This is a genomic window from Mycobacterium sp. 852014-50255_SCH5639931 (assembly GCF_001665605.1).
Classification (GTDB): Bacteria; Actinomycetota; Actinomycetes; order Mycobacteriales; family Mycobacteriaceae; genus Mycobacterium; species Mycobacterium paraffinicum.
Window position 1 is genome coordinate 163192 of the sequence record NZ_LZSV01000002.1, and the last position, 22206, is coordinate 185397.

At 66.3% G+C, this 22206-nt stretch carries 21 protein-coding genes; 11 read left to right on the plus strand and 10 right to left on the minus strand.

Translation table 11 applies throughout. The annotated features are described in order from the left end of the window. Positions 1-42: 42 nt before the first annotated feature. The 4 genes from A5758_RS01255 to A5758_RS01270 form a co-directional block, all read right to left on the minus strand. The gene (locus tag A5758_RS01255) at positions 43-903 is read right to left on the minus strand and encodes an ABC transporter substrate-binding protein (protein ID WP_067735353.1); all 861 of its coding nucleotides are present in this window, start codon (positions 901-903) and stop codon (positions 43-45) included. A 7-nt stretch (positions 904-910) separates the two neighbouring features. Beyond that, on the minus strand, positions 911-1657 hold the full coding sequence (locus A5758_RS01260; protein ID WP_067735356.1) for an SDR family NAD(P)-dependent oxidoreductase: 747 nt from the start codon (positions 1655-1657) through the stop codon (positions 911-913). Positions 1658-1686: 29 nt separating this feature from the next. Beyond that, positions 1687-2454 (minus strand): SDR family oxidoreductase, encoded by a 768-nt coding sequence (locus A5758_RS01265; protein ID WP_067735359.1) that lies wholly within the window; start codon positions 2452-2454, stop codon positions 1687-1689. 86 nt (positions 2455-2540) lie between these two features. Then, entirely contained in the window at positions 2541-5333 is a 2793-nt protein-coding gene (locus tag A5758_RS01270) for an AAA family ATPase (RefSeq protein ID WP_369816358.1), read from the minus strand. A 130-nt stretch (positions 5334-5463) separates the two neighbouring features. Between A5758_RS01270 and A5758_RS01275 the strand changes: the two genes are divergently transcribed. Next, positions 5464-6282: an SDR family NAD(P)-dependent oxidoreductase gene (locus A5758_RS01275; protein WP_067735362.1), complete on the plus strand. Its 819-nt coding sequence runs from the start codon at positions 5464-5466 to the stop codon at positions 6280-6282. 8 nt (positions 6283-6290) lie between these two features. Here A5758_RS01275 and A5758_RS01280 read toward each other — a convergent pair whose 3' ends face one another. Continuing rightward, complete coding sequence (locus A5758_RS01280) at positions 6291-6935, minus strand: PAS domain-containing protein (protein WP_067735365.1); 645 nt, start codon at positions 6933-6935, stop codon at positions 6291-6293. 209 nt (positions 6936-7144) lie between these two features. Here A5758_RS01280 and A5758_RS01285 point away from each other — a divergent pair, with 209 nt between their 5' ends. The 9 genes from A5758_RS01285 to A5758_RS01325 all read left to right on the plus strand — a co-directional run bounded on the left by A5758_RS01285 (position 7145) and on the right by A5758_RS01325 (position 17084). Then, entirely contained in the window at positions 7145-7810 is a 666-nt protein-coding gene (locus tag A5758_RS01285) for a TetR/AcrR family transcriptional regulator (protein WP_067735368.1), read from the plus strand. A gap of 11 nt (positions 7811-7821) precedes the next feature. Continuing rightward, positions 7822-8016, plus strand: a complete 195-nt coding sequence (locus tag A5758_RS01290; RefSeq protein WP_067736072.1) for a ferredoxin — start codon at positions 7822-7824, stop codon at positions 8014-8016. Position 8017: 1 nt separating this feature from the next. Beyond that, positions 8018-9265, plus strand: coding sequence for a cytochrome P450 (locus A5758_RS01295; RefSeq protein WP_067735371.1), 1248 nt, complete (start codon positions 8018-8020; stop codon positions 9263-9265). Between the two features lie 159 nt (positions 9266-9424). Further along, positions 9425-10486 (plus strand): amidohydrolase family protein, encoded by a 1062-nt coding sequence (locus A5758_RS01300; protein ID WP_197503699.1) that lies wholly within the window; start codon positions 9425-9427, stop codon positions 10484-10486. 11 nt (positions 10487-10497) lie between these two features. Continuing rightward, positions 10498-11748 (plus strand): Xaa-Pro peptidase family protein, encoded by a 1251-nt coding sequence (locus A5758_RS01305; protein WP_067735377.1) that lies wholly within the window; start codon positions 10498-10500, stop codon positions 11746-11748. Continuing rightward, positions 11738-12856, plus strand: a complete 1119-nt coding sequence (locus tag A5758_RS01310; RefSeq protein ID WP_067735380.1) for a Xaa-Pro peptidase family protein — start codon at positions 11738-11740, stop codon at positions 12854-12856. The genes A5758_RS01305 and A5758_RS01310 overlap by 11 nt, the downstream gene beginning before the upstream one ends. A gap of 2 nt (positions 12857-12858) precedes the next feature. Then, positions 12859-13851, plus strand: coding sequence for an enoyl-CoA hydratase/isomerase family protein (locus tag A5758_RS01315; RefSeq protein WP_067735383.1), 993 nt, complete (start codon positions 12859-12861; stop codon positions 13849-13851). Continuing rightward, a complete protein-coding gene (locus A5758_RS01320; RefSeq protein ID WP_231987195.1) occupies positions 13851-16268 on the plus strand; it encodes a CaiB/BaiF CoA-transferase family protein in 2418 nt (805 codons plus the stop codon). The genes A5758_RS01315 and A5758_RS01320 overlap by 1 nt, the downstream gene beginning before the upstream one ends. Positions 16269-16274: 6 nt before the next feature. After that, positions 16275-17084, plus strand: coding sequence for an SDR family NAD(P)-dependent oxidoreductase (locus A5758_RS01325; RefSeq protein ID WP_067735386.1), 810 nt, complete (start codon positions 16275-16277; stop codon positions 17082-17084). Here A5758_RS01325 and A5758_RS01330 read toward each other — a convergent pair. The 3 genes from A5758_RS01330 to A5758_RS01340 form a co-directional block, all read right to left on the minus strand. Then, complete coding sequence (locus tag A5758_RS01330) at positions 17081-17911, minus strand: SDR family NAD(P)-dependent oxidoreductase (protein WP_156622469.1); 831 nt, start codon at positions 17909-17911, stop codon at positions 17081-17083. The two genes, A5758_RS01325 and A5758_RS01330, sit on opposite strands and share 4 nt — an antisense overlap. Before the next feature lie 19 nt (positions 17912-17930). Next, positions 17931-18779 (minus strand): mycofactocin-coupled SDR family oxidoreductase, encoded by an 849-nt coding sequence (locus tag A5758_RS01335; protein ID WP_067735392.1) that lies wholly within the window; start codon positions 18777-18779, stop codon positions 17931-17933. A 239-nt stretch (positions 18780-19018) separates the two neighbouring features. Continuing rightward, positions 19019-19669, minus strand: coding sequence for a TetR/AcrR family transcriptional regulator (locus A5758_RS01340; protein WP_067735395.1), 651 nt, complete (start codon positions 19667-19669; stop codon positions 19019-19021). Positions 19670-19911: 242 nt separating this feature from the next. Here A5758_RS01340 and A5758_RS01345 point away from each other — a divergent pair, with 242 nt between their 5' ends. Further along, entirely contained in the window at positions 19912-21087 is a 1176-nt protein-coding gene (locus A5758_RS01345) for an acyl-CoA dehydrogenase family protein (protein WP_067735398.1), read from the plus strand. Here the strand turns inward: A5758_RS01345 and A5758_RS01350 are convergent. Together A5758_RS01350 and A5758_RS01355 are read right to left on the minus strand one after the other, a co-directional pair. Next, positions 21084-21347, minus strand: a complete 264-nt coding sequence (locus A5758_RS01350; RefSeq protein ID WP_067735401.1) for a DUF4190 domain-containing protein — start codon at positions 21345-21347, stop codon at positions 21084-21086. The genes A5758_RS01345 and A5758_RS01350 overlap by 4 nt on opposite strands. Positions 21348-21437: 90 nt before the next feature. Then, positions 21438-22199, minus strand: a complete 762-nt coding sequence (locus A5758_RS01355; RefSeq protein ID WP_082939546.1) for an acyl-CoA dehydrogenase family protein — start codon at positions 22197-22199, stop codon at positions 21438-21440. Positions 22200-22206: the final 7 nt, after the last annotated feature.

Sequence of the window (22206 nt, forward strand, 5' to 3'; positions counted from 1 at the left end):
ACAGTCGGCTTGCGGATGAGCTGTGTGGCGACCCGGGTGTCGTCAGCACCGATAGATCTGCTCAGCAGATGTAGAAGCGACACCGAGTTCGGCCGCCACCGCATCAACCGCCCGCCGGGCGACGTCGAGGTCCACCCGGCCGTCACCGGTGAAGTACGGCTCGATGTAGCGTTCGTAGTGCCGTTGCACCTCTGCACGCGTCAGCCGGCTCAGAAACGACGCCAGGTAATCGATGGCGAGGCCTGGCCGGTCGGCAAGTGTCCGCAGGGCGCGCTGGTTGGCCCGCACCACGGCCTGCACCGCGGGGCTGTCAATCTGAAGTCGAGTCGCGTCTACCGCCACTCCGACGGTCGGGATCTGGAAGTGATCACCCACCCAGGCCAGTACGTGAAAACCCTCTTCCTCGGCGACCTGCTCGGGCGCGAGGGTGCTGCCGACGTAAGCAGCGTCGATCGAATGATCGCGCAGCCTTCTCAAATCCATCTGGTAGTCGCCTGGGGCGCGCGCCACACATTCCAGGTCCCGATCGGGGTCAATACCGCACTGGCGCAGTACGATTCGCGCGAAGCAACCGGGAGCGGTGTGCGCCGCATGCACCGCCAACCGGCGTCCGCGCAGGTCCGACATCGACGTCACGCCGGCGCCGCCGAGGAACCAGAACAACGGACGGTGGGTGTTGACGCTCAGCACCGTCCATTCGATGCCGTCGGTCAACCGCGATAACACGGCGCGTCCAAGGCCGATCGTCGCGCAGGAGCGTAGGCGCTCTGTGTCCCAGGCGATTCCGTCTCTCACAGCGACGTGGACGCCTTCGTCTTCGAAGTAACCCTCTTGATCGGCGACGTAGGCGACCAGTTCTTCGTGGATGCCGCGCCCGACGTAGGCCAGGTCGATCGTGTGCATGGGTGAATCAGTCCATCGCGAGGCCGCCGTTGACCGGCAGGTAATGACCGGTGGTGAAGCCGGAGTCCTCGCTTGCCAGGAACGCTATCGTGTGGGCGACCTCTTCCGGGCTGACCAGCCGTCCCATCGGAGCGGCCTCTCCGAGCTGATGCATCCTTTCCGGTGTGAGTTGTTGAGTCACCGTCGTTCCGCTGACGGTGGCCGGTGCGACGAGGTTGGCGGTGATCCCGCGAGATGCCAGCTCGAGCGCAACGTATCGGACGAACTGGTCCAGTGCGGCCTTCGCCGTTCCGAGGGCGATCATGCCCTCACGCGGGCGGCGGGACAGCCCGGTGCTGAGGAAAATCAGCCGGCCGTAGCCGCGGGAAATCATGCCCGGCACGACGGCCTTCGTCAGCGTGTACGCGGCATGCAGCTCCGCATCCACCTTGCCGCCAAGCTGTTCCCAGGTGAGATCGCCGAAGGAGGTGACGGCGAACGGTATCAAGGCGTTGTGCACCATCACGTCCACGCCGCCCCAACGCTGCGCGATCCCGTCGGCCATGGCGGAGACGTCACCGGGCACGGTCACGTCGGCCCGCACCGCCACGGCCTCACCGCCGGCCGAGGTGATGCCGGCAACCACCTCCTCGGCCTGCGGGGCGCTCGCGCGGTGGTTGACCACCACCCGAAACCCGCGTTCGGCAAGGACCCGTGCCGTCGCCGCGCCGATGCCGCGGCTGGCCCCGGTGATCAACGCCACCCTGGGCGTCACTGTCGCCTCCCCTTCAGCGCGCCGGCGGACTAATGCGCACCGCTGGGCGCCCGAGAGGCCATCCAATCGCTGAAGCGGGTCGGGTAGATCGTCGGATCCTCGCTCTCGAGCGGAACGATGGTGTGTTCGTCGAGCCCGGTGCCGAAGTAGCTGGCCGTGGGGTCTCCCACGACCTGACGGTGGTCGTTGGCTGCGGTAAGGGCAATCCTGATGAATTCGTCCATGCCGTGCTTCTCGGGGCCGGCGATATTGGTGATGCCGTTGGTCGGGTCGCCGACTGTCGCCTGGGTAACGGCCGCGGCGACGTCCTTGGCGGCGATGGGCTGGAACGCTCCGACCGGCAAGCGGACCGTGTCACCGTCGGTTGCGGAATCGGCGATGGCCTCGACGAATTCGAAGAACTGAGTCGCCCGCACAATCGAATACGGCTGTCCCGATTCCTCGATCAACTTTTCCTGCGCGACCTTGGCCCGCATGTAGCCACTGTCCGGGGCGCGGTCGGCGCCCACGATCGAGAGCGCGACGTGGTGCTGCACGCCGGCCTCGCGTTCCGCGGCAAGAAGGTTTTTCGTCGATGTGGTGAAGAAGCGCAGCACGGGGTCGTCGTCGAAGGACGGCGAGTTGGACACATCGACTACCGTGTGGACACCCGCGACTGCCTCGGCGAGGCCTTCGCCGGTCACACTGTCGACACCCGAGCGCGGCGAGGCCGAGACCGCCTCATGTCCCAGCTCCGTCAGATTGGTGACGACCTGCGAACCGATGAGCCCGCTGCCGCCGATAACCAAGACCTTCATGATCCGCGCCCTCCCGATGTGTGCGATGAACTGACCAATTCAGCATTGCGTGGACGCGGGCCACTCGAACCCTTGGAAGTCCGTAGTCAGTGCGTGGTCGCTCCCCGCAGCTGCCTACGCGAGGTGATGCCGAGCTTGGCGAACACCTTCCGCAGATGCCACTCAACGGTGTGGGTGCTGATGAACAGTTGGGCGGCGATTTCGGGATTTGTCATGCCCTCGCCGGCGAGCCGGGCGATCTGCGCTTCCTGGGCCGTCAACTCGTCTCCTGATGCGGCCGACCGTTTGCTCACCTTCTCGCCCGTCGCCATGAGCTCCCGGCGGGCGCGCTCGGCGAACCCGTCAGCTCCCATTCCCGCGAACATCTCGTGTGCGGCGTGCAACTCAGCGCGCGAGTCGACACGACGGTTGCAACGGCGCAGCCACTCCCCGTAGATCAAGTGAGCTCGGGCGAGGTGCACGGCAATCCTGGTGCGCTCGAGCCTCTCGATCGCCTCGCGGTAGTCCCCTTCGGACACCCGGTCATCGCCCAGCAATGCTCGCGACCGAGCCAACATCCCTGCTGCCCAATCACTTTCGTTGCCGTGCGCGCGGTTTTGGAGCTCTTGCAGGGCGTCTCGCGCCGCGTCGCGCTCACCGCAGCGAACGCCCGCCTCGATCAGTTCGACCAGGCACCAACCGAACAAACCCAGATCCTCGTGCTCGCATGCCTGGCGCACGGCCGCAAATGCGTCCCCGTAGCGACCAAGGCCGTTGTAGAGCACAGCCGTCGCATACCCGGTCAACCCGATCACACGCCCCTCGCCTCGGGTCATTCCGTCTGCAAGCGCGGCCTCCATGAGCGGTACCGCCTCGGCTTCGGCACCACGCCAGGCCGGCAACGTCATGGAGTGATACTTCATCGGGGCATAGCCGGTTGCGGTGGCGATACCTTCGGCCTCTTCGATAAGCGCTGCGGCCGTAGCGAACTCGCCAGCCTGCACGTGCACGCCGGCGCGGTAGGCCAGTGCGAGCGGCAGCACAGCCAGCGCACCCGCGTCCCGGGCCAGTCGGACGGCGTGGGTGGCCAGCTGGTGCCACGCGTCGTCGTCCCAAAGCTCGTGGGCTGCGGATTCCTGCACGATGGGGAAGGCCTGCCAGAACCACCGCATCACGTCGGAATCTCCGCCTTGCGCTTCCGCGCAGATCCGGTCGATCGCCTCACGGAGCGCTGGAACTCCCGCGGAGTGGCCGTCGGTGGCCCTGATGGCAATGCCGTCGAGCAGGAGATCTACGGGCCGAGCGGGCTCGGGCCGGGGCGGTGCCGCGCGAGCCACCGCCGCCGTCATCGCAATGCCGCCGTGCGGGCACAGCCGTCCGCCGAACATCGCCGCCCCCACGGCTTCCAAGTACGTTTCGCGCGCCTGCGCGTCATCGAGAGACTCCAGCCTCTTCGCGGCATCCAGAAGTCCGACGGCCGAGTCGGATACCGTCGGCGCGCTGGCGTCGCCGCTGCGGCTCCTGGCGAATGCGATCTGCGCGCGAAGTCGTGTCACTTGCGCCCGTTCCAATGCTGCCAGCGGCGCCGATTCCGCGATGGTGAGTAGCTCCTCCGCGGCGTCGAACGCGGCCACGTCGCGTTTAGCCTGGGCCGCCGCGAGCGCCCTGGTTCCGCGGCGCACCGGGTCGGGTGTCAGCTGGGCAGCCCGCTCCAGGAATGCGGCCGCAGCGGCAACACCTCCTCTGCTTTGCGCCCTATCCGCAGAACGCTCGAGTTGGACGGCGACGGACTCATCGGGGCCCGGCGCGGCGACGGCCAAGTGCCACGCGTGCCGGTCCGGATCAATGTCCCGGTCGGTTGCCTCGGCCAGTGCTTGATGAGCACGTCGGCGCTCCATCACGTCAGCGGAGCGGTATGCGGCCGAACGCACCAGCGGATGGTGGAACCGCACCCTGGTCCCGACGTCAATCAATCCCGCCGCCTCGGCGCCGGCCGCCGCATCCGGGGCGAGGCCCAATTGCTCGGCAGCGCGCAGCAACAGTGCCGTATCGCCGACCGGTTCCGCGGCGGCAGTGAGTAACAACTGCTGGGCGTGTTCCGGCAACGACCGAATCCGCCGCAGAAATGTCTGTTCTATCTGTCCGGCCAGCGGCCAGCTGTCTGGCCGGCCGAACCCGCCGGCCAGTTCCGCCGCGGTGAAACCCTTCGGTAGCTCCAGCAACGCGAGGGGGTTGCCGCGCGTCTCGGCCACGATGCGGTCGCGTACCTGATCGTCCAAGCGCCCGACGATGGCCGAATCCAGCAGTGCGCGCGCATCGCCGAAATTGAGTCCGCTGATCGTCAGATCCGGCAGCCCCGCAAGGTCGTCGCCCACGTCGTCGCGCACCGCAAAGATCATCGCGGCCGGCTCGGCGACGAGGCGGCGAGCGACAAACGCCAGCGTTTGTGCCGAGATGCGGTCAATCCATTGAGCGTCGTCAATCAGGACGAGCAGGGGCTGGCTCTCCGTCGCCGCGCCGATCAGGCTGAGCACCGCCAAACCGACCAGGAAACGATCGGGCGCCGGCCCGGCACTGCGGCCGAAGGCGATGTTCAATGCCTCCCGCTGGGGGGCCGGCAAGCGGTCGATGCAGTCGAGCAGTGGCGCGCAGACTTGTTGCAAGGCGGCGAATGCGAGTTCCATTTCAGATTCCACGCCCGCCACCCGGGTGGTGCGGAAGCCCGAGGAGCGCTCGGAGACGAAGTCGAGTAACGCCGTCTTGCCGATGCCGGCTTCGCCGCGCAGCACCAGCACCTGACTTTGGCCGGAGCGCGCAGCGGACGTCACACGATCGAGGGCCGCGCATTCGCCGCGCCGGCCCCGCAAACGTTGTGCCGGGAATGTGTTGGTCACGCACACCGCCGCAGGTAAGGGATTGCTCTCTGACCTTACCGACCCCGCCGGCCGCTTGGATGACGTGCCGCCCGGTCCGCGACTTCGTTAAATCAATTGCTTGACTTAACGCGCTCGGCGCCGATTAACTCATCGGGTGGTCAACGAATTGGATGGCAAGGTTGCCATCGTCACCGGCGGTGCGTCCGGCATCGGGCGCGGAATAGTGGAACGGTTTGTGGCCGAGGGGTCGCGGGTCGTCATCGCCGACATCGAGACCGACCGGGGACAGGAACTGGCCGCAACATTGGGCGCCGGCGCCGCGTTTCGGCGGACGGACGTCTCCGATCCCGAACAGGTCGGGGCGCTGATCGCCACCGCCGTCGAGAAATTCGGCGGTCTGCACGTCATGGTGAACAACGCCGGCATCTCGAACCCGCTGCGCCGACTGCTCGACGACGACCTGGCCGATTTTCACCGGGTGATGGGGGTAAACGTCCTGGGAGTGATGGCCGGTACCCGAGATGCCGCCCGCCACATGGCCGAATCCGGTGGCGGGTCGATCATCAACCTGACGTCGATCGGGGGCATCCAGGCGGGCGGCGGGGTGATGGTCTACCGGGCATCCAAAGCCGCGGTCATCCAGTTCACCAAGTCCGCGGCAATCGAGTTGGCGCGCCACGAAGTTCGGGTCAACGCCATCGCGCCGGGCAGCATCCCCACGCCGATCCTGGCTTCGTCGGCGGTCGACATGGACCCCGATGAGCTCGCGCGGTTCGAGGCGCGGATTCGCCAGGGAATGCGTGACGACCGGCCACTGAAGCGGGAGGGCACCCCCGAGGACGTCGCCGAGGCGGCGTTGTACTTCGCCACCGATCGGTCCCGCTATGTCACCGGGGCCGTGCTGCCGGTAGACGGGGGGACGTCCGCCGGGAAGGTGATTCGCCCCCGCAACGAGTCGGGCAAGGGTGGGTGAGGTCGGCGTCAGGGCCCTTCCGCGGCATGTCCGGCGTGGGTTTCCAACCGTAGCTTGGCCAGTGCTTCCGCGCGCTTAAAGTCTTGCACGCCAGCGCTTTCCATGATCACGCTGTGGGAATGCGCCAGCACGCTGAGCACAGCCTCGGAGGGAAGGTCGGGGAACTGGCGCCCCAGCACCTCGGCCGCGCTCCTCAACTCGAACAGTTTCGGATACGCGCGGTCGGCGGGCGCCGGGGGCACGACGCGGGTGACGTCCTGGGCGTGCTGCAGCACGGCAACGGTCTTCTTGCCCTCTTTGATCGGGGAGTTCACCGGCGTCCACACCTTGTAGACGAACTCGCCCGGATTCCGCCAGTCGGGAATGTCATAGCGCTGCACCCCGAGCCAGTGCCGGATCCCGCGACGAAGGACCAACTCCAGCGACGCGGATGCGTTGGCCACGCCGTCCGCTTCCGGATCGCCCGGGTTATCCGGGAAGACGTCGAACAGCTGGTAGCCGAGCAGACCCTCCCGGGGGTGTCCCGACACGCGCTCGCAGGCCGGGTTCACCGCACGGATGCGCAAATCCGCATCGGTCAACAGGTAGGGAGCCCACTTCGACTGAAACCACGCCGACTCCTCGATTGCCGAGACCCGGCTGGCTGACAACATGCCTACCCCCGCAGATGATTCACCGTCCTGACACCGCCACGTTGCCGCCGCGCAAGCAGCCATCGTCACCCAGCGGGGCGGTTGGGGGCGAGGGACCTTTGTCACCCGTTGTTCGCTATGTGGCACCGAAGCGACGGCTCACCGGTCAGCGAGGCACGATTTTAAATCAATCGCTTGACTTAATCGAAAGTGCGCGGTTGACTAACCGGGTGACCACCATCGGCCGGACCGTTCGCACGGAGCGGGCCAGCTCCACTCAGGAAGCGATCCTGGTCGCGGCCGAGCGGTTGTACGCCGAGCACGGCATGTTCGCGGTATCGAATCGGCAGGTGAGCGAGGCCGCCGGTCAGGGCAATAACGCCGCGGTGGGCTACCACTTCGGCACCAAGGCCGACCTGGTGCGCGCGATCGAACAGAAGCACCGCGGGCCGGTCGAGCAGCTGCGCGAGCAGATGGTGAGCGAGCTACGCGAATCGGGTGGCTCGACCGAGATGAGGGACTGGGTGGCGTGCCTGGTGCGCCCGCTCACCGATCATCTCGAAGAGCTCGGCAACCCCACCTGGTACGCGCGTTTCGCGGCGCAGGCGATGACCGATCCCGCGTACTACAACATCATCGTCAAGGGCGCCCTCAGCTCGCCGTCCCTGGTTCAGGTCGTCGAGGGCATCAACCGTTGTCTGCCCGACCTGCCGGCCGAGGTGCACTTCGAACGAAACATCATGGCCCGCAACCTGTTGATGCACACTTGCGCCGATCGGGAACGGGCGCTTGCCGCGGGCGCCTCGCCGCCCCAGCGATCCTGGCGGGCCGCCGCATCCGGTCTCATCGACGCGATCGTGGGTCTGTGGCTGGCGCCCGTGACACCGTACGAGTGAAGGGTCTGCAGATGAAAGTGACTGTCGACCAGGATGTTTGCGCTTCATCGGGAAACTGCGTGATGAACGCCCCGGAGGTGTTCGACCAACGCGACGACGACGGTGTAGTCGTTCTGCTCAACCCCAATCCAACTTCCGAACAGGCCGAGGGCGCGCGGCGAGCGGCCGCGGCGTGCCCCGCACTGGCCATTCACATCGAGGAATGACATGTCAGAGACGCTGACGAACACTTCTGCGGCCGAGGCGGCCCCCGAAATCCCCGACTACCCGATGCCGAGGCAGGCGGGCTGCCCCTTCGCCCCGCCGCCGGGCGTCATGGCGCTGGCCGAAGCCCGCCCGCTGTCCCGAGTCCGGATCTGGGACGGCAGCACACCATGGCTCGTCACCGGCTATGAGCAAGTGCGGGAGCTGTTCTCGGACTCACGGGTCAGTGTCGACGACCGGCTGCCCGGGTTTCCGCACTGGAATGCGGGCATGTTGTCCACCGTGCACAAGCGTCCGCGATCGGTCTTCACCGCCGACGGGGAAGAGCACACCCGATTTCGGCGCATGTTGTCGAAACCCTTCACGTTCAAGCGCGTTGAAGGGTTGCGTCCGACCATCCAGCAGATCACCGACGACCACATCGACGCGATGCTGGCCGGCCCCCGCCCCGCCGACCTGGTCACCGCGTTGGCGCTGCCCGTCCCGTCCCTGGTGATCAGCCAGCTGCTCGGCGTTCCGTACGAAGACGCCGACATGTTCCAGCACCACGCCAACGTCGGACTCGCGCGTTATGCGACGGGCGAAGACACCGTCAAGGGCGCCATGAGCCTGCACAAGTACCTCGCGCAGCTGGTCGAGGCCAAGGTCGAGAACCCGGCTGAGGACGCGGTTTCCGACCTTGCCGAGCGGGTGAAGGCCGGCGAGCTCAGCGTGAAGGAGGCCGCCCAGCTGGGCACCGGTCTGCTGATCGCCGGGCACGAGACCACCTCCAACATGATCGGACTCGGGGTGCTCGCGCTGCTGGTGAACCCGGACCAGCTGGCAGTCATCCGCGATGCCGAGGATCCCAAGGTCGTTGCCAGCGCGGTCGAGGAATTGTTGCGCTATCTCAGCATCATTCAGAACGGCCAGCGCCGCGTCGCGCTCGAGGACATCCATATCGTCGGGGAGACGATCCGCGCCGGCGAAGGCATAATCATCGACTTGGCCCCGGCCAACTGGGATCCGCACGCCTTCGCCGAACCCGACCGGCTCTACCTGCACCGCTCGGGGGCCGACCGCAACGTCGCCTTCGGTTATGGCCGGCATCAGTGCGTGGGGCAGCAACTCGCCCGCGCCGAGCTGCAGATCGTCTACCGCACCCTGTTCCGCCGCGTACCCACGCTGGAACTGGCCGTCCCGGTCGAGGACGTACCCCTCAAGGACGACCGGCTCGCCTATGGCGTCTACGAACTTCCCGTGACCTGGTAGCCCGCAGGTCGCTACTGTGAAAATGCCGATCCGAATGGAGGGTCAAGGATGACGACTCACACAAGCACCGTTTCGCTCTACCCACCTGAAGGCTTCGGCGCCCCGAAGGACCGGCGCGGTCACGCCTCGGGCGCGGATGTCGGCCTGCCGGCGGGAACCGTGGTGTTCTCCGCGGACAATCACATCTCTTTGGCGGACGACATTTTCTACCAACGCTTTCCGGACGACCTCAAGGACAAGGCGCCGCGAATCTGGTACGAGGATGGCGCCTACCAGGTCGGCCGCAAGGGACAGTCGTTCCTGCCGGGTGACTTCAGCGCGGTATTGATGCAATACGACGACCTGCCCGGGGCGGCGAGCACCAACATCGAGGCCCGCATCCAGGAACTGCACGACGACGGGGTCGACAAGGAGTTGGCCTTCCCCAACGCGATTTTGGCGCTCTTCCACTATCCGGACAAGGATCTTCGTGAGCTCGCGTTCCGCATCTACAACGAATACATCGCCGAACTGCAGGAGCGCTCCAACGGCCACTTCTACGGCGCCGGGCTGATCAACTGGTGGGACCCGCAGGGCACCCGTAAGACCCTGGAAGAACTGAAGTCGTTGGGGCTCAAGACCTTCCTGATGCCGCTGAATCCAGGCAAGGGCGATGACGGTAACCCGATCGACTACTCCAGCACCTCCATGAGGCCGGTCTGGGACGAGATCGAGGCCGCCGGTCTCCCCATTACGCACCACATCGGGGAAACGCCGCCAAAGAGCCCGACCGAGTTCAACAGCGTCGTCGTCGGCATGATGATCAACATCGATGGCTTCCGGGAGACCTTCTCCAAGTACATCTTTGGCGGCATCCTCGACGACCACCCGGGCCTGCGGATCGGTTGGTTCGAGGGCGGCATCGCCTGGGTTCCTTGGGCGCTGCAGGACGCCGAGCACCTGGTGGCCTCATACCGGCACATGTTCAACCGCCCGTTGCAGCACGACGTGCGGTACTACTGGGACAATCACATGAGCGCGTCGTTCATGGTCGACCCGCTCGGACTGCAGCTGATCGACAAGATCGGTGTGGACAAGGTGATGTGGTCCAGCGACTACCCGCACAACGAAAGCACCTACGGCTATTCGGAGAAGTCACTGGCCGCAGTGGTCGACGCTGTCGGGCCTGCGGACGCGGCGAAAATAGTGAACGGCAACGTCACCAAGTTCCTGGGCTTGTAGGGCCGGGGCCGATGACGACGTTCGCGCACGCGGGCGCGCGCACCAGTAGCCTGCTGATCCCCGAGACGCCCGACCTGGGCCGCATGCGCCGCGAGACCGGGACTCGGCTGCGCTCGGCGATGGCCGAACGCGGCGTCGATGCACTGATCCTGCTGGGCAACAGCGCGGTGGTCTATGCCACCGGAACCAGCTGGCCGCTGGGTGATGCAGGCCTGTCCTACGTGGAGCGGCCGGTGGCCGTGGTGCTCGCCGGGGATGAGTGGCCGCATTTGTTCCTGCCCTTCCGCGAGGGTGCGGCGTCGGAGTCGGATCTGCCCGCCGACCATCTGCACGGGCCGCTTTATCTCGAATTCGACGAGGGTGTGCAGGATTTCGCGCGCCTGCTGGCCGACTTGATTCCGGCGCAGGCGGTGATCGCGGTCGATGAGTGCACCGGCGCCATGTCGCGCGCCGCGAAGTCGTTGTTCCGCGGTGGTGCGCCCATCGATGCCGCGGCCATCGTCAGCGCCGCGAAGGCGGTGAAGACACCGGACGAACTGTCCTGCATGCGCACCGCCATCCGGATCACCGACGAGGCGATGGTCGAGGTCCAGAAGCGCCTCGCCCCGGGTGTCCGCCAGATCGACCTGTCCGCAAGCTTTTTGCGGCGCGCCTTCGAGTTGGGTGCCACGGCCAGCATGCTGGAACCGATCTGGCAGGTGATGCCGCCGAGCAAGGCCGCCGGCGTATGGACCACACACGGCGACCTGGCGCTGCCCCTGCTGAGCACCGAGCGCGAACTAGCCGAAGGCGACGTGCTGTGGACCGATGTCAGCATCACCTACCACGGTTACTGCTCGGACTTCGGACGCACGTGGATCGTCGGCCGGGACCCGTCGCCGCGCCAGCAGGCGCAGTTCGACAAATGGTTCGCGATCATGTCCGCCGTGCTGGGTGTCGCCAAGGCCGGCGCCACGGCGGCGGATCTGGGCCGGGCCGCCATCAACGCCAACGGCGGTAGCAAGCCGTGGCTCCCGCACTTCTACCTGGGCCACGGCATCGGTGTGAACGCGGCCGAAATGCCGATGATCGGAACCGATCTCGGCCAGGAATTCGACGAGAATTTCGTCCTGCAACCCGGCATGGTGCTGGTCTTGGAGCCCGTGGTGTGGGAAGACGGCACCGGCGGTTACCGCAGCGAAGAGGTCCTGGTAATCACCGAGGAGGGCTGGATCCGATTGACCGACTACCCCTATGACCCCTATGGCTCCCATGTCAGTTGAAGTTCGCCCTGACGATCGCGCGCTGCGCTCGGGCCGCCGCCGGCGTGTGCTGGATGAGATGGCGGCGCACGACCTCGACGTCCTGGTCCTCGGCCGCCAGGCCAACGTCCGCTACGTCACCGGCGCACCACAGTTGTGGGTCGCCGGGACCCGGCCGTTCGGCCCGGCGTGTGTGCTGGTGCGTGCGACGGGGGCGATCCATCTCCTCAGCACCTGGGACGAGGGCATCCCCGACGACATTCCACATGAGAACCTGTACGGCATCTCGTGGAACCCGATGAACACCATGTCGGCGCTGCAGCGCATCGACGGCGCAGCCACCGCCCGGCGTGTTGGAACCGATGCGATATCACCGGTTTTCGCGCAACTGCTGCCGACGGCGTTTCCCAATGCGGAGCTCGTGGACGGCGAACTGGCGATGCGGGCCGCCCGGCGCATCAAGACGGCCGAAGAAGTGGTTGCGTTGCGGGAGGCCATCGCGGTCGCCGAATCGGGTTTGGCCGCCGCCGTGTCCGAACTACGGCCCGGGGTAACGGAGCAGGCGCTGGCCGGTGTCCTGCTGGAGGCGGTCGCGGCCGGCGGGGTGAGTACCCCGTCGAACCAGGATGTCGCGTGGGTGACGTCACCCGATCATCCGTGGCGGCGGGCAACCGGTGACGGCCGGGTCAAAGACGGCGACCTGGTGGCGTTTTCGGCCGGTGTGCTGGCCGGTGGGTACATCGGCGAGGTTGGGCGCACGTGGCCGGTGGGCGCCGTACGCGGCGCGGCCACCCTGTATCGACGCTGGGACAGCCTGTGGGGCCGGCTGCTGGCCGCATGCCGTCCGGGCGCCCCCGCGAGCGAATTGCTGGGTGCCTACCAGGCTGCCGGGGAGGCGCCACCGCCGATGCCGGTGGCCCGCGGGCTGGGCATGGGTTTTGACCCGCCCGTGATCTCCACCCACCTGCCGGCGACCGCGACCGCGGAACGGTTGGATCCGGGCATGGTGCTGGCCGTGACGGGCTACGTCTGGGAACAGGGAATCGGTGCGGTCTTCGGCCGGGAAGCCGTATTGATCACCGCCGAAGGCTCCGAGGTGCTGACCGACAGTCCTGCTTGGCGCGGATAGCCATGGCCGGCAAGCCTAAACCTCCGGCGGAGGAGATCGTCAGGTACCACAAGGACGCTGAGACCCGCATCGCCACCATCACGTTCGATCGACCGGGCCAACTCAATGCGCCCACGATCGCCGCCAGGCTGCGCTACGCCGACCTGCTACACCGCGCCTCCATCGACGACGAGGTCAAGGTGTTGGTGGTCCGTGGGGCCGGCGACGATCTCGGCTCGGGTGCGGATCTGGTCGAGGAAATGGCGGCGCAGAACTCCGCGGACCAGAAGCACCGGCTCGCCGAGTACCGGATCAGCGACGACGAAATCAGCTTTCCGCCCGAGGGTTCGTTTCGGCGGGGTGCCATCCTGGGCCAGTGGTACGCCAACCCGAACTCGGGGATAAGGGGCCTGCAGGACTTCAAGAAGATCAGCATCCTCGAGGCCAAGGGCTACTGCTACGGCTGGCATTTCTACCAAGCGGCCGACGCGGACCTGGTGATCTCCAGCGACGATGCGCTCTTTGGGCATCCCTCCTTCCGGTATTACGGCTGGGGGCCGCGAATGTGGTGGTGGGCGCAGACGATGGGGATCCGGAAATTCCAGGAAATGGTGTTCACCGGAAGGGCTTTCACCGCCGCGGAGATGTACGACTGCAACTTCCTCAACAGCATGGTCCCCAGAGCAGAGCTGGAAGCGGAGGTGCAGAAGTACGCGCTGGCCTGCGCGCGCAATCGCCCCACCGACACGGTCTTCATGCAGAAGGTCTTCTTCGAGATCATGAAACAGTTTCAGGGCGAGTACATGGGCAGCATGCTCAGCGGATTCTTCGAGTCGATGGGCGGGGCGGTCCGACCCGACGGCGACGACTTCATGCTCGGTGATGCCACCGATCGGGGACTGGGCGGAGCGGTGAAGGACAACGATGACAAGTTCCCCCAGGAATGGCGCCTGAGCAAGAAAGGACGCAAGAGCGGGGGGGCCAAGAAGGAGCCGAATCGAAAGCGGAAGCGGTAGTGGCGGAGTCCGCCATCGAGCCACCGCTAGCCGGCTATACCGTGGTCGAGCTATCCACCGGAATCGCAGGCGCCTACTGCACTAAGTTGCTCGGCGACGGTGGGGCGGACGTCGTCAAAGTCGAGCCGCCCGAAGGCGATCCGCTGCGTTCCTGGTCCGCCTCTGGCGCCGCCATCCCGCCCGGCGGCGACGGGGCGTTGTTCAGCTTTCTGGCCGGGTCGAAGCGCAGCGTCGTTGTGGATCCACGGCTCGACGTCGACGTCGAGCTGGTCGACAGGATACTTGCGGCCGCGGATGCGGTGGTGTGGTCCGCCGGCTCGAAAGTCGCGGAGCGCCCCGAGTTCGCGCCCGCGGTCATGCACCGCCGCCATCCGCACCTCACCGTCATGTCGATCACGCCGTTCGGATTGGAGGGGCCCTGGCACGATAGGGCAGCCACCGAATTCACGTTGCAGGCATGGTCTGGCGGGATCGTCGGCCTCGGACGTGGCGAGGCGGACCGCGCACCGGTGTTCGTGGGAGGACAAGTCGGCGAGTATCTGGCCGGGGCCTACGCGAGCGCGGCCATGCTGGCTTCGCGCCACGGCCGGAGCGGCGATGGCCCGGGCGAACTTCTCGACCTGTCCATGCTGGAAACGCAGATCCTTTCCCTCACCTACTATCCCGTCACCTATTTCGAGATGCTCGGGCGGCCCTGGCGGGACGCGCGCCGCGTCACCGTACCGGGTGTGGCGCGTGCCAAGGACGGACTGGTCGACGTCGGATGCGGGACCGCGCAGCAGTGGTTCGACTTGTGCGCGATGGTCGGCCACCCCGAATGGATCGACGAGGACTCATCGCTGACGATCACCGAGCGGGCCAACCTCAATGCCGACGAAATCTACGCGTGGTTCGAAAGCAACACGGTCAACGAGATACGCGAACTCGCAACCGCCTTCCGAATCCCCAACGCCCCGGTTGCCGACGGTGCCAACGTCGCATCGCTCGACCAGTTCCGCGAGCGCGGTTCGTTTGTCGAGAACCCGGGCGGCCGGTTCCAACAACCGGGCCATCCCTACCGGATGACGCCCGCGCGGCTTCGCCGGCCGCAACCCGCACCGCGGCTGGGCGAGCACACGGCGCAATACCGGACCGCAAAATTGATACCCCGGCCCGTGCCCACCCGGGACGGGAATCGGCTGCCCCTGAGTGGGATTCGCGTGCTGGACATGACGACGTTCTGGGCCGGCCCCTGTTGCACCCACTTTCTGGCGATGCTTGGTGCGGAAGTCATCCATGTGGAATCGACCCGCCGTCCGGACGGGACCCGGCTGATCGCGGGGGTGCCCGTCAGCGAGAACCAGTGGTGGGAGAAGTCGCCGATCTTCGCGGCGCTGAACACCAACAAGAAGGGCCTCACGCTGGATCTGCAAAGCCCGCGCGGCCGTGATCTCCTGCGCCGGCTCATCGCGACCTGCGACGCGGTTGTGGAGAACTTCACGCCCCGCGTGCTCGATCAGATGGGCCTTGATTTCACTGCGGTCCAATCGATTAAGCCCGATGTCGTGATGGTGCGGATGCCCGGCTTCGGACTGGAAGGCCCATGGCGCGACAACCCGGCATTCGCGTATGTCATCGAGGCCGCGTCCGGATTGACGTGGCTGACCGGATACGCCGACCGCACACCGTATGACCCATACTCGATCGGTGACCCGAACGCGGGCATGCATGCCGTGAATGCGTTGCTGCTGGCGCTGGAGCACCGGCGCCGCAGCGGCGAAGGTGTGTTCGTCGAAGCGGCGATGGTGGATGCCGCGCTCAGCATCGCCGCCGAGCAGGTCATCGAATATTCTGCGTACGGGGCGTTGCTGGAGCGCGCGGGCAACCGGGGACCGACGGCGTTTCCGCAAAACCTTTACCGCAGCAACGACATCGACGAGTTCGGCCGGCCCGACAGCTGGGTCGCGATCGCGGTGAGCACCGACGAGCAGTGGAAGGAGTTGTGCGTCGCGATCGGGTCGCCCCCATGGGCAAGGGATCCCAAGCTGGCCAGCGCACAGGGCCGGAAAGAGCATGAGGATGCCATCGACGAACGGTTGGACGCGTGGTGTGCGCGACGCAGCCGCGACGAGATCGTCGCGACTCTTTGGAATGCCGGCGTTCCGGTGGCCAAGGTCATGCAGCCGCACCGCCAAACAGAACTGGATCAGCTGGCGTTTCGCGGCTTCTTCGAGGAAGTCGACCACCCGGTCAACGGCCCGGCTAGGCTCAGCACCGTGCCGATGAGGCTGTCCGCAGGGCCGTCGAAGTTCCACACCCAGCACGCGCCGCTGTTGGGGCAGCACAACCATGAATTGCTGGCCGAGCTGGGGTTGGACGGCTCGGAAATCGCCGACCTGGAAGCGGACGGCGTTATCGGTTGCGCACCGGCGATGTGACCGACGATGGCGATCGATCCCTCGGACATCATGCTTACCGGCCGCGTGGCGGTGGTCACCGGCGGGGGAGCGGGCATCGGTCGCGGCGTCGCGGCCGGTCTCGCCGCCTTCGGCGCGACAGTGGCGATCTGGGAGCGCGACCCGCAAACCTGTGCTCAGGCCGCGGAATCCATTGGCGCCCTGGGCATCGTGACCGATGTCCGGGACAGCGGCCAGGTGGACGACGCGCTGCAGCGCACGAACGCCGAACTTGGCACTCCGACGATCCTGGTCAACAACGCCGGAGGGGTGTTTTCGTCACCGCTGCTGGAGACCAGTGAGAACGGTTGGGATGCCCTTTACCGGGCCAACCTGCGTCACGTGCTGCTGTGCACGCAGCGCATCGCGAGGCAGCTGGTGGCAGCCGGCATCGGCGGCAGCATCGTCTCGGTGACATCGATCGAGGGGGTGCGCGCCGCACCGGGCTACGCCGCATACGCGGCGGCCAAGGCGGGCGTCATCAATTACACCCAGACCGCGGCGCTGGAACTGGCGCCGCAGGGCATCCGGGTCAACGCGATCGCGCCCGACATCACGCTCACCGAGGGGCTGGCGCAGCTCGGCGGCGAGGCGGCGCTGACCCGAATCGGCCACGTGGTGCCGCTGGGACGCCCGGGCCATGTCGACGAAATCGCCAGCGTCGCGGTCTTTCTCGCATCCGACATGTCGGCATACCTGACCGGGCAGACTCTGCACGTCGACGGCGGCACCCACGCGGCGAGCGGTTGGTATCACGACCCGAACACGGGCGAGTACCGGCTCGGCCCGTCCGGCTAGTGGCTCCACCCTTCGGCGGCCTGATCTGAGAAGGTGCGGTCGATGCGATCGAACCTACGACGGATCGACGCGCGGGCGGCTTCGTGCGGCAGCACATACAGACGGTTGGCCAGGATCGCATCCGCCGTCAACCGGGCGACATCTCTTACACCGACGCCCTTGTCCTGCGTCGGTAGCGTCCCGTCCGCCGCCTCCGGCGAGGACGACAGCCCGTAGTCCGCGCCCCGGATCCGTTCCGAGTTGGAGACCAGCTTGGTCTCCACCACCATCGGGCACAGCACCGAAACACCGATGCCGTCGTCCTTGAGCTCGCGGGCCAGCGTCTCGGCCAGGCCGACCACGCCGTACTTGGCGACGCCGTACGCCCCGAGGCCGGCGTTGGAAACCAGGCCGGCGAAGGACGCGGTGAACGCGAGGTGTCCGCCCGTGCCCTGTTCGAGCAGCCGCGGCAGGAAGGCCTCGACGGCGTGGATGTTGCCCCACAGGTCGATATCGATGACCCAGCGCCAGTCGTCGTGGGTCATCTGCGCGATCGGACCCGCGACCACGATGCCGGCATTACTGAAGACCACGTCGACGCGGCCGAGCAGGCGAAAAGATTTCTCCGCGAGGTGAACCATTTCGCTGAGATGCCGGACGTCACACACCACCCCATGCGCATCGAATCCCCCTGCGCGCAGGTGGTTTACCGCCTCCTCCAGGCCGGGCTGATCGACATCGGACAGCACCACGCGGGCCCCCCGGCGGGCGAATTCGGTGGCTGTGGCCAAGCCGATGCCACTCGCACCGCCTGTGACGACCGCTCCGCGACCTTCAAATCCGGCAATTCCGTTCACAGACCGGATGCTACTTAAGGCAGCTACCCGCATCGATGGGCAGGGTCACGCCGGTGATGTAGCGGGATTCGTCGGAGGCGAAGAACAGCACCGCGTTGCTGACGTCGATCGGCTCCACCCATGGAATCGGCAGGGTGTGAAACAGCTGGCAGATCGGCGCCATGTCGTCGGGACCGGGATTCTCCAGGTCCGGGCGGAACATCTTGAAGGTGCCCTCGTTGTGCAGCATCGGTGTCTTGACATGGGTCGGGTGTACCGAGTTGACCCGAATCATGTGCTGTCCCAGCTCAACCCCGAAGGCGCGCATCAACCCGACGACACCGTGCTTGGCGGCGACATAGTGACCGGTGTGGGGGTAGGCCTTCAGGCCGCCGACCGAGCTGGTCAGGATGATCGAACCGCCCCTGCCGCCCGATAACAGATGCGGTACACCGGCTTTCACGGTTTTCCACACCCCGGCGAGGTTGATGTCGATCATCTCGGTCCAGTCTTCTTCGCTGGTTTTGTCCAGCGTGTCGCCGCCGTTGCCGATCCCGGCGTTGGCCACGATGATGTCGAGCCGGCCGAGTTGTTCGACGCCGCTGTCCACGGCGGCTTTCAGCGCCCCGTAGTCGCGCACGTCGACTTCGGCGGTGACGATCCTGCGGTTGTGTCCCTTGACCAGGTCGGCCGTCTCGGCGAGATCCTCGGGCGTCGAAGCCGGGATCGCGGTGTCCGTCACGCCCTCGCGGATGGGCTTGCAGATGTCGATGGCGATGATGTCGGCGCCCTCTTGTGCCAACCGCACTGCGTGGCTGCGGCCCTGACCGCGCGCTGCTCCGGTGACGAAAGCGACTTTGCCCTCAACACGTCCGGTCATGGCTACCTCAACTCCTGACTAGTGATCGCATGCCTCAGCGTGAACAGCCGTTGCCGCGTGCCCCCGGCGTGTGCACCTCGCCGCCTTTGCACTCTGTCACCACGCGCTCTTGAGTGTCAACGACGAATCCGTTTTGGCTATTTGTGATTCTAGATATTAGAGAATCTGATTCTCGGCAGCAAATGACGTGCGGTATTTGATCAGGTCCAGCAGCGGGGACGGCCCGGCGGGGGTTCGCGCTAGCCGACGAAGCCGCGTGAGCAGAAATCCCATACCTCTTCGCTGGTAATGGGATGCATGGTCGCGTCATCGGAGCCGCCGCTGGATTGCGCGATGAACATCACTGTCTGCATGGTCATCGCGGCCATCCGCTTCGCATTGACGCCCGCGCGCAATTCACCGGCGTCATACGCCGCTTCCATCAATTCGGTGAGCAAAGCCAACAGGGGGGCATGCGCCACCTTGACCTCGGCGGGATGGGTAACGAGCAACCGTGGCGCAAAGTCGGTGAACAGCGGCCGCTGAGCGGTCGGATCCGGACGGGAGGCCTCATACAGCAGTTGTACGGCCACCTTCAGGCGCTCCAGCGGATCGGCCTGGCTTTCCGTGGCGGCGCGAATCTGGTCGGCGGACCGGCTCAGGGCGTCTTCGAACAGCGCCAACAGCAGCTCATGCTTGCCGTCGAACTGCAGGTAGAAGCTGCGTAGCGACTGGCGGGAGCGGTCGACGACCTCTTGCACGGTAAAGTCCGTGGAGCCCTTCTCGATGATGATGGCCTGCGCCGCGTCGAGGAAGCGCTGAACGCGTTGCGCAGCTCGCAATTTCGCCGTCTTGATCGACCTCTCGACGGCGCGCTGCTTCCAGGCGGGCTCTTCGCTCGGGCTGGTCACGGCCGGCTCAGCTGATTGCCGCGAGGGGAGAACATGATTGGACTGTACCGGAGAACGCCGTGACATCGCTGCGCTCGACCCCCTCACGGATCATGTGTCGGAGATTGTAACTTCCTCGCCATGAGAATACTATTCTCTTAGACGTGTGTATGGAAGCGTAATCACAAGAGCGAACCGCGCGGTCGGCGGAAATCGTGATCTACCGACACCCGGCAGTGCTCACGACCGTTCCGGGGAGTCGCGTGCAGCTCACCTTTGACGCCGACGTCGAGGCGTTCCGTTCCGAATTCATCGCATTCCTGGCCGCGCACCTACCCACCGAGGCCGAAGCGTTCGAGCGACCGCGCTCCAGCTCGCACGTGCCGGAATGGGCCCGTCGCTGGCAACGGCTGTTGTTCGACAGCGGATGGTTGCTTCCCGGCAACCCGCCCGAGTTCGGCGGACGAAACGCCACGCTGTTGCAGCAATACGTCTACTTGGAGGAACTGGGGCGGCGGCGCATCTATCAAAGTTTCAATCCGCAAGGCGTGGGCATCATTGCGGCCTCGTTGCTGACCTTCGGCACACCCGAACAAAAGCGGAAATGGGCGGTGCCGATTCTGCGGGCCGAGATCACCGCGGCGCTGGGAATGAGTGAACCCGGGGCCGGCTCCGACCTCGCATCGCTGAAAACACGTGCGGTGCTTGACGGTGATCACTTCGTCGTCAACGGGCAGAAGGTGTGGACGTCGGGCGCCCACGATGCCGACGTGCTGCTGACCTTCGTGCGCACCGATCCAAAGGCGCCGAAGCACAAGGGCATTAGCGTGTTGCTGATCCCGACCGATACACCGGGTGTAGTGCGACGCCCGTTCGCGTCGATGTGCGACAGCGACGAAGTCGACTTCAACGAGGTGTTTTTTACCGACGCGCGGGTGCCGACCGAGAATCTGGTGGGCGAACTCAACGGAGGGTGGCGGGTGGCCACCGGCTCGCTGGGACACGAACGCGTGATGCTCTGGATGGGATACGTCGACCTGTTGCACGAATTGAGCATCGATTTCCGCCCCTCGAGCGCCCTGGAGCGAGATCGCTACGCCACCCTGGTGATGGACGCCCACGCGCTGCGGCTCCTGGGGTCCGCGGCGTTATCGCGGGCCGCTCGCGGTGACGAGGACGTACCGGCCCAATCGGTGCTCAAGCTGCTGGGATCCGAAGCCCTGCAACGGGCGTCCGAGGACGCGCTGGACGCCGCGCGCGCGGACGGGCTGGTGTACCGCGCGGTGACCGCTCCGTTCGCCCCGCTGAACCTCGACAGCCATTACCGCAGCTGGTTCGACCGATACGCGCGCAGCTTCGCCGCGACGATTGCGGGCGGCACGTCGGAAATTCAGCGGAACATCATCGCCGAACGCGTGCTGGCGTTGCCCCGGAACTAGCGGGCGTCCAGCCAAGCGTAGTACCCGATCACGACGAGCCCGGCCGCGATCGATACGGCCCCTAACGCCATGCCCGCCAGCGCGATTCGCGGATTGTTCGCTTCGCCTCGCTGCACGCGTCTGCGCGCGATATCGCCCGTGATCACCGCCGCAATGCCGAAGGGCACCCCGATCAGCATCCAGCAGGTCAGGAGCGCGACCAGGCCCACGAGCAGCGCAGCGACGCCCATCTCGTTTCGTGGTTGCTCGGGTTGACTCATCGCGTCGCGTCCTCCTGGTGGCCAGACGGAGTCTACGCGCAGGTTTTCCGGTCCTCCGGCGGCGAGCGTGGCGGCGGGAGTGTGGGCCGGCTAGAGCTCGGCAAGCCGCGGCGCGAACCGCCTATCCACCAATGCTTTTCCGGCCTCCCGGGTGAGCTCCCGTGCGTTGCCCAGCAGTCCGTCCAGGATTAGCGACCGTTTGACGTGGTGATGCAGCGGGTGCTCGGCGGTGAAGCCGATCCCGCCGAGCACCTGCTGGCAGTGGCGGGCGGCGGTGAGCGCGGCCTGGCCGGCGGCGGCCTTCGCCAGCAGGGCGGCCAGGCCGTCGTGATCGTTTGATTGTGCGGCGACGTGCAGCGTCGCCTCGGCGCCCTCGATCGCGACGAGCGTCTCGGCCAGCCGGTGCCGGATCGCCTGGAACGAGCTGATGTGCCGCCCGAACTGGACGCGGTCGAGGGCATGCTGGCGCGCCAGCGCGAGCATGGCCCGGCCGGCGCCGACCAACCACCAACCCAGTGCCCGCCGCCCCGCATGCAGCGCGGCCGGCGGCAAAGAACTCCCTTGTGGCACAAGGTGTATCGGCAGCGAATCGTCGACCGCCGACTTCGCGCCCGCCTCGCCCCGCTCCCATATCACCCAGGAGCCACCGGCGAACGGTAGCGGCACGGTGTCCCCCGGCGCGACCCCACTCTCGCGTAACACCACGTCGTTGAGCACCGGCGCGTGCGCGCCCGTCTCGCCAAGCAGGCGGAACATCAAAGGCACAGCAATGTCCGGCATTTCGTCCAGCATGTCGCGCCAGCCCAGGTCGGCCAGCGCTACGTCGAGCTTAGCCCCCGACGCGGCCGTCATCGTCGTC

Excerpts from the sequence above, each read along its gene's own strand:
- A5758_RS01255 (WP_067735353.1), bottom strand. The coding sequence starts at position 903 with ATGCACACGATCGACCTGGCCTACGTCGGGCGCGGCATCCACGAAGAA.
- A5758_RS01265 (WP_067735359.1), bottom strand. The coding sequence starts at position 2,454 with ATGAAGGTCTTGGTTATCGGCGGCAGCGGGCTCATCGGTTCGCAGGTC.
- A5758_RS01280 (WP_067735365.1), bottom strand. The coding sequence starts at position 6,935 with ATGTTGTCAGCCAGCCGGGTCTCGGCAATCGAGGAGTCGGCGTGGTTT.
- A5758_RS01290 (WP_067736072.1), top strand. The coding sequence starts at position 7,822 with ATGAAAGTGACTGTCGACCAGGATGTTTGCGCTTCATCGGGAAACTGC.
- A5758_RS01295 (WP_067735371.1), top strand. The coding sequence starts at position 8,018 with ATGTCAGAGACGCTGACGAACACTTCTGCGGCCGAGGCGGCCCCCGAA.
- A5758_RS01305 (WP_067735377.1), top strand. The coding sequence starts at position 10,498 with ATGACGACGTTCGCGCACGCGGGCGCGCGCACCAGTAGCCTGCTGATC.
- A5758_RS01310 (WP_067735380.1), top strand. The coding sequence starts at position 11,738 with ATGTCAGTTGAAGTTCGCCCTGACGATCGCGCGCTGCGCTCGGGCCGC.
- A5758_RS01315 (WP_067735383.1), top strand. The coding sequence starts at position 12,859 with ATGGCCGGCAAGCCTAAACCTCCGGCGGAGGAGATCGTCAGGTACCAC.
- A5758_RS01325 (WP_067735386.1), top strand. The coding sequence starts at position 16,275 with ATGGCGATCGATCCCTCGGACATCATGCTTACCGGCCGCGTGGCGGTG.
- A5758_RS01335 (WP_067735392.1), bottom strand. The coding sequence starts at position 18,779 with ATGACCGGACGTGTTGAGGGCAAAGTCGCTTTCGTCACCGGAGCAGCG.
- A5758_RS01350 (WP_067735401.1), bottom strand. The coding sequence starts at position 21,347 with ATGAGTCAACCCGAGCAACCACGAAACGAGATGGGCGTCGCTGCGCTG.
- A5758_RS01355 (WP_082939546.1), bottom strand. The coding sequence starts at position 22,199 with ATGACGGCCGCGTCGGGGGCTAAGCTCGACGTAGCGCTGGCCGACCTG.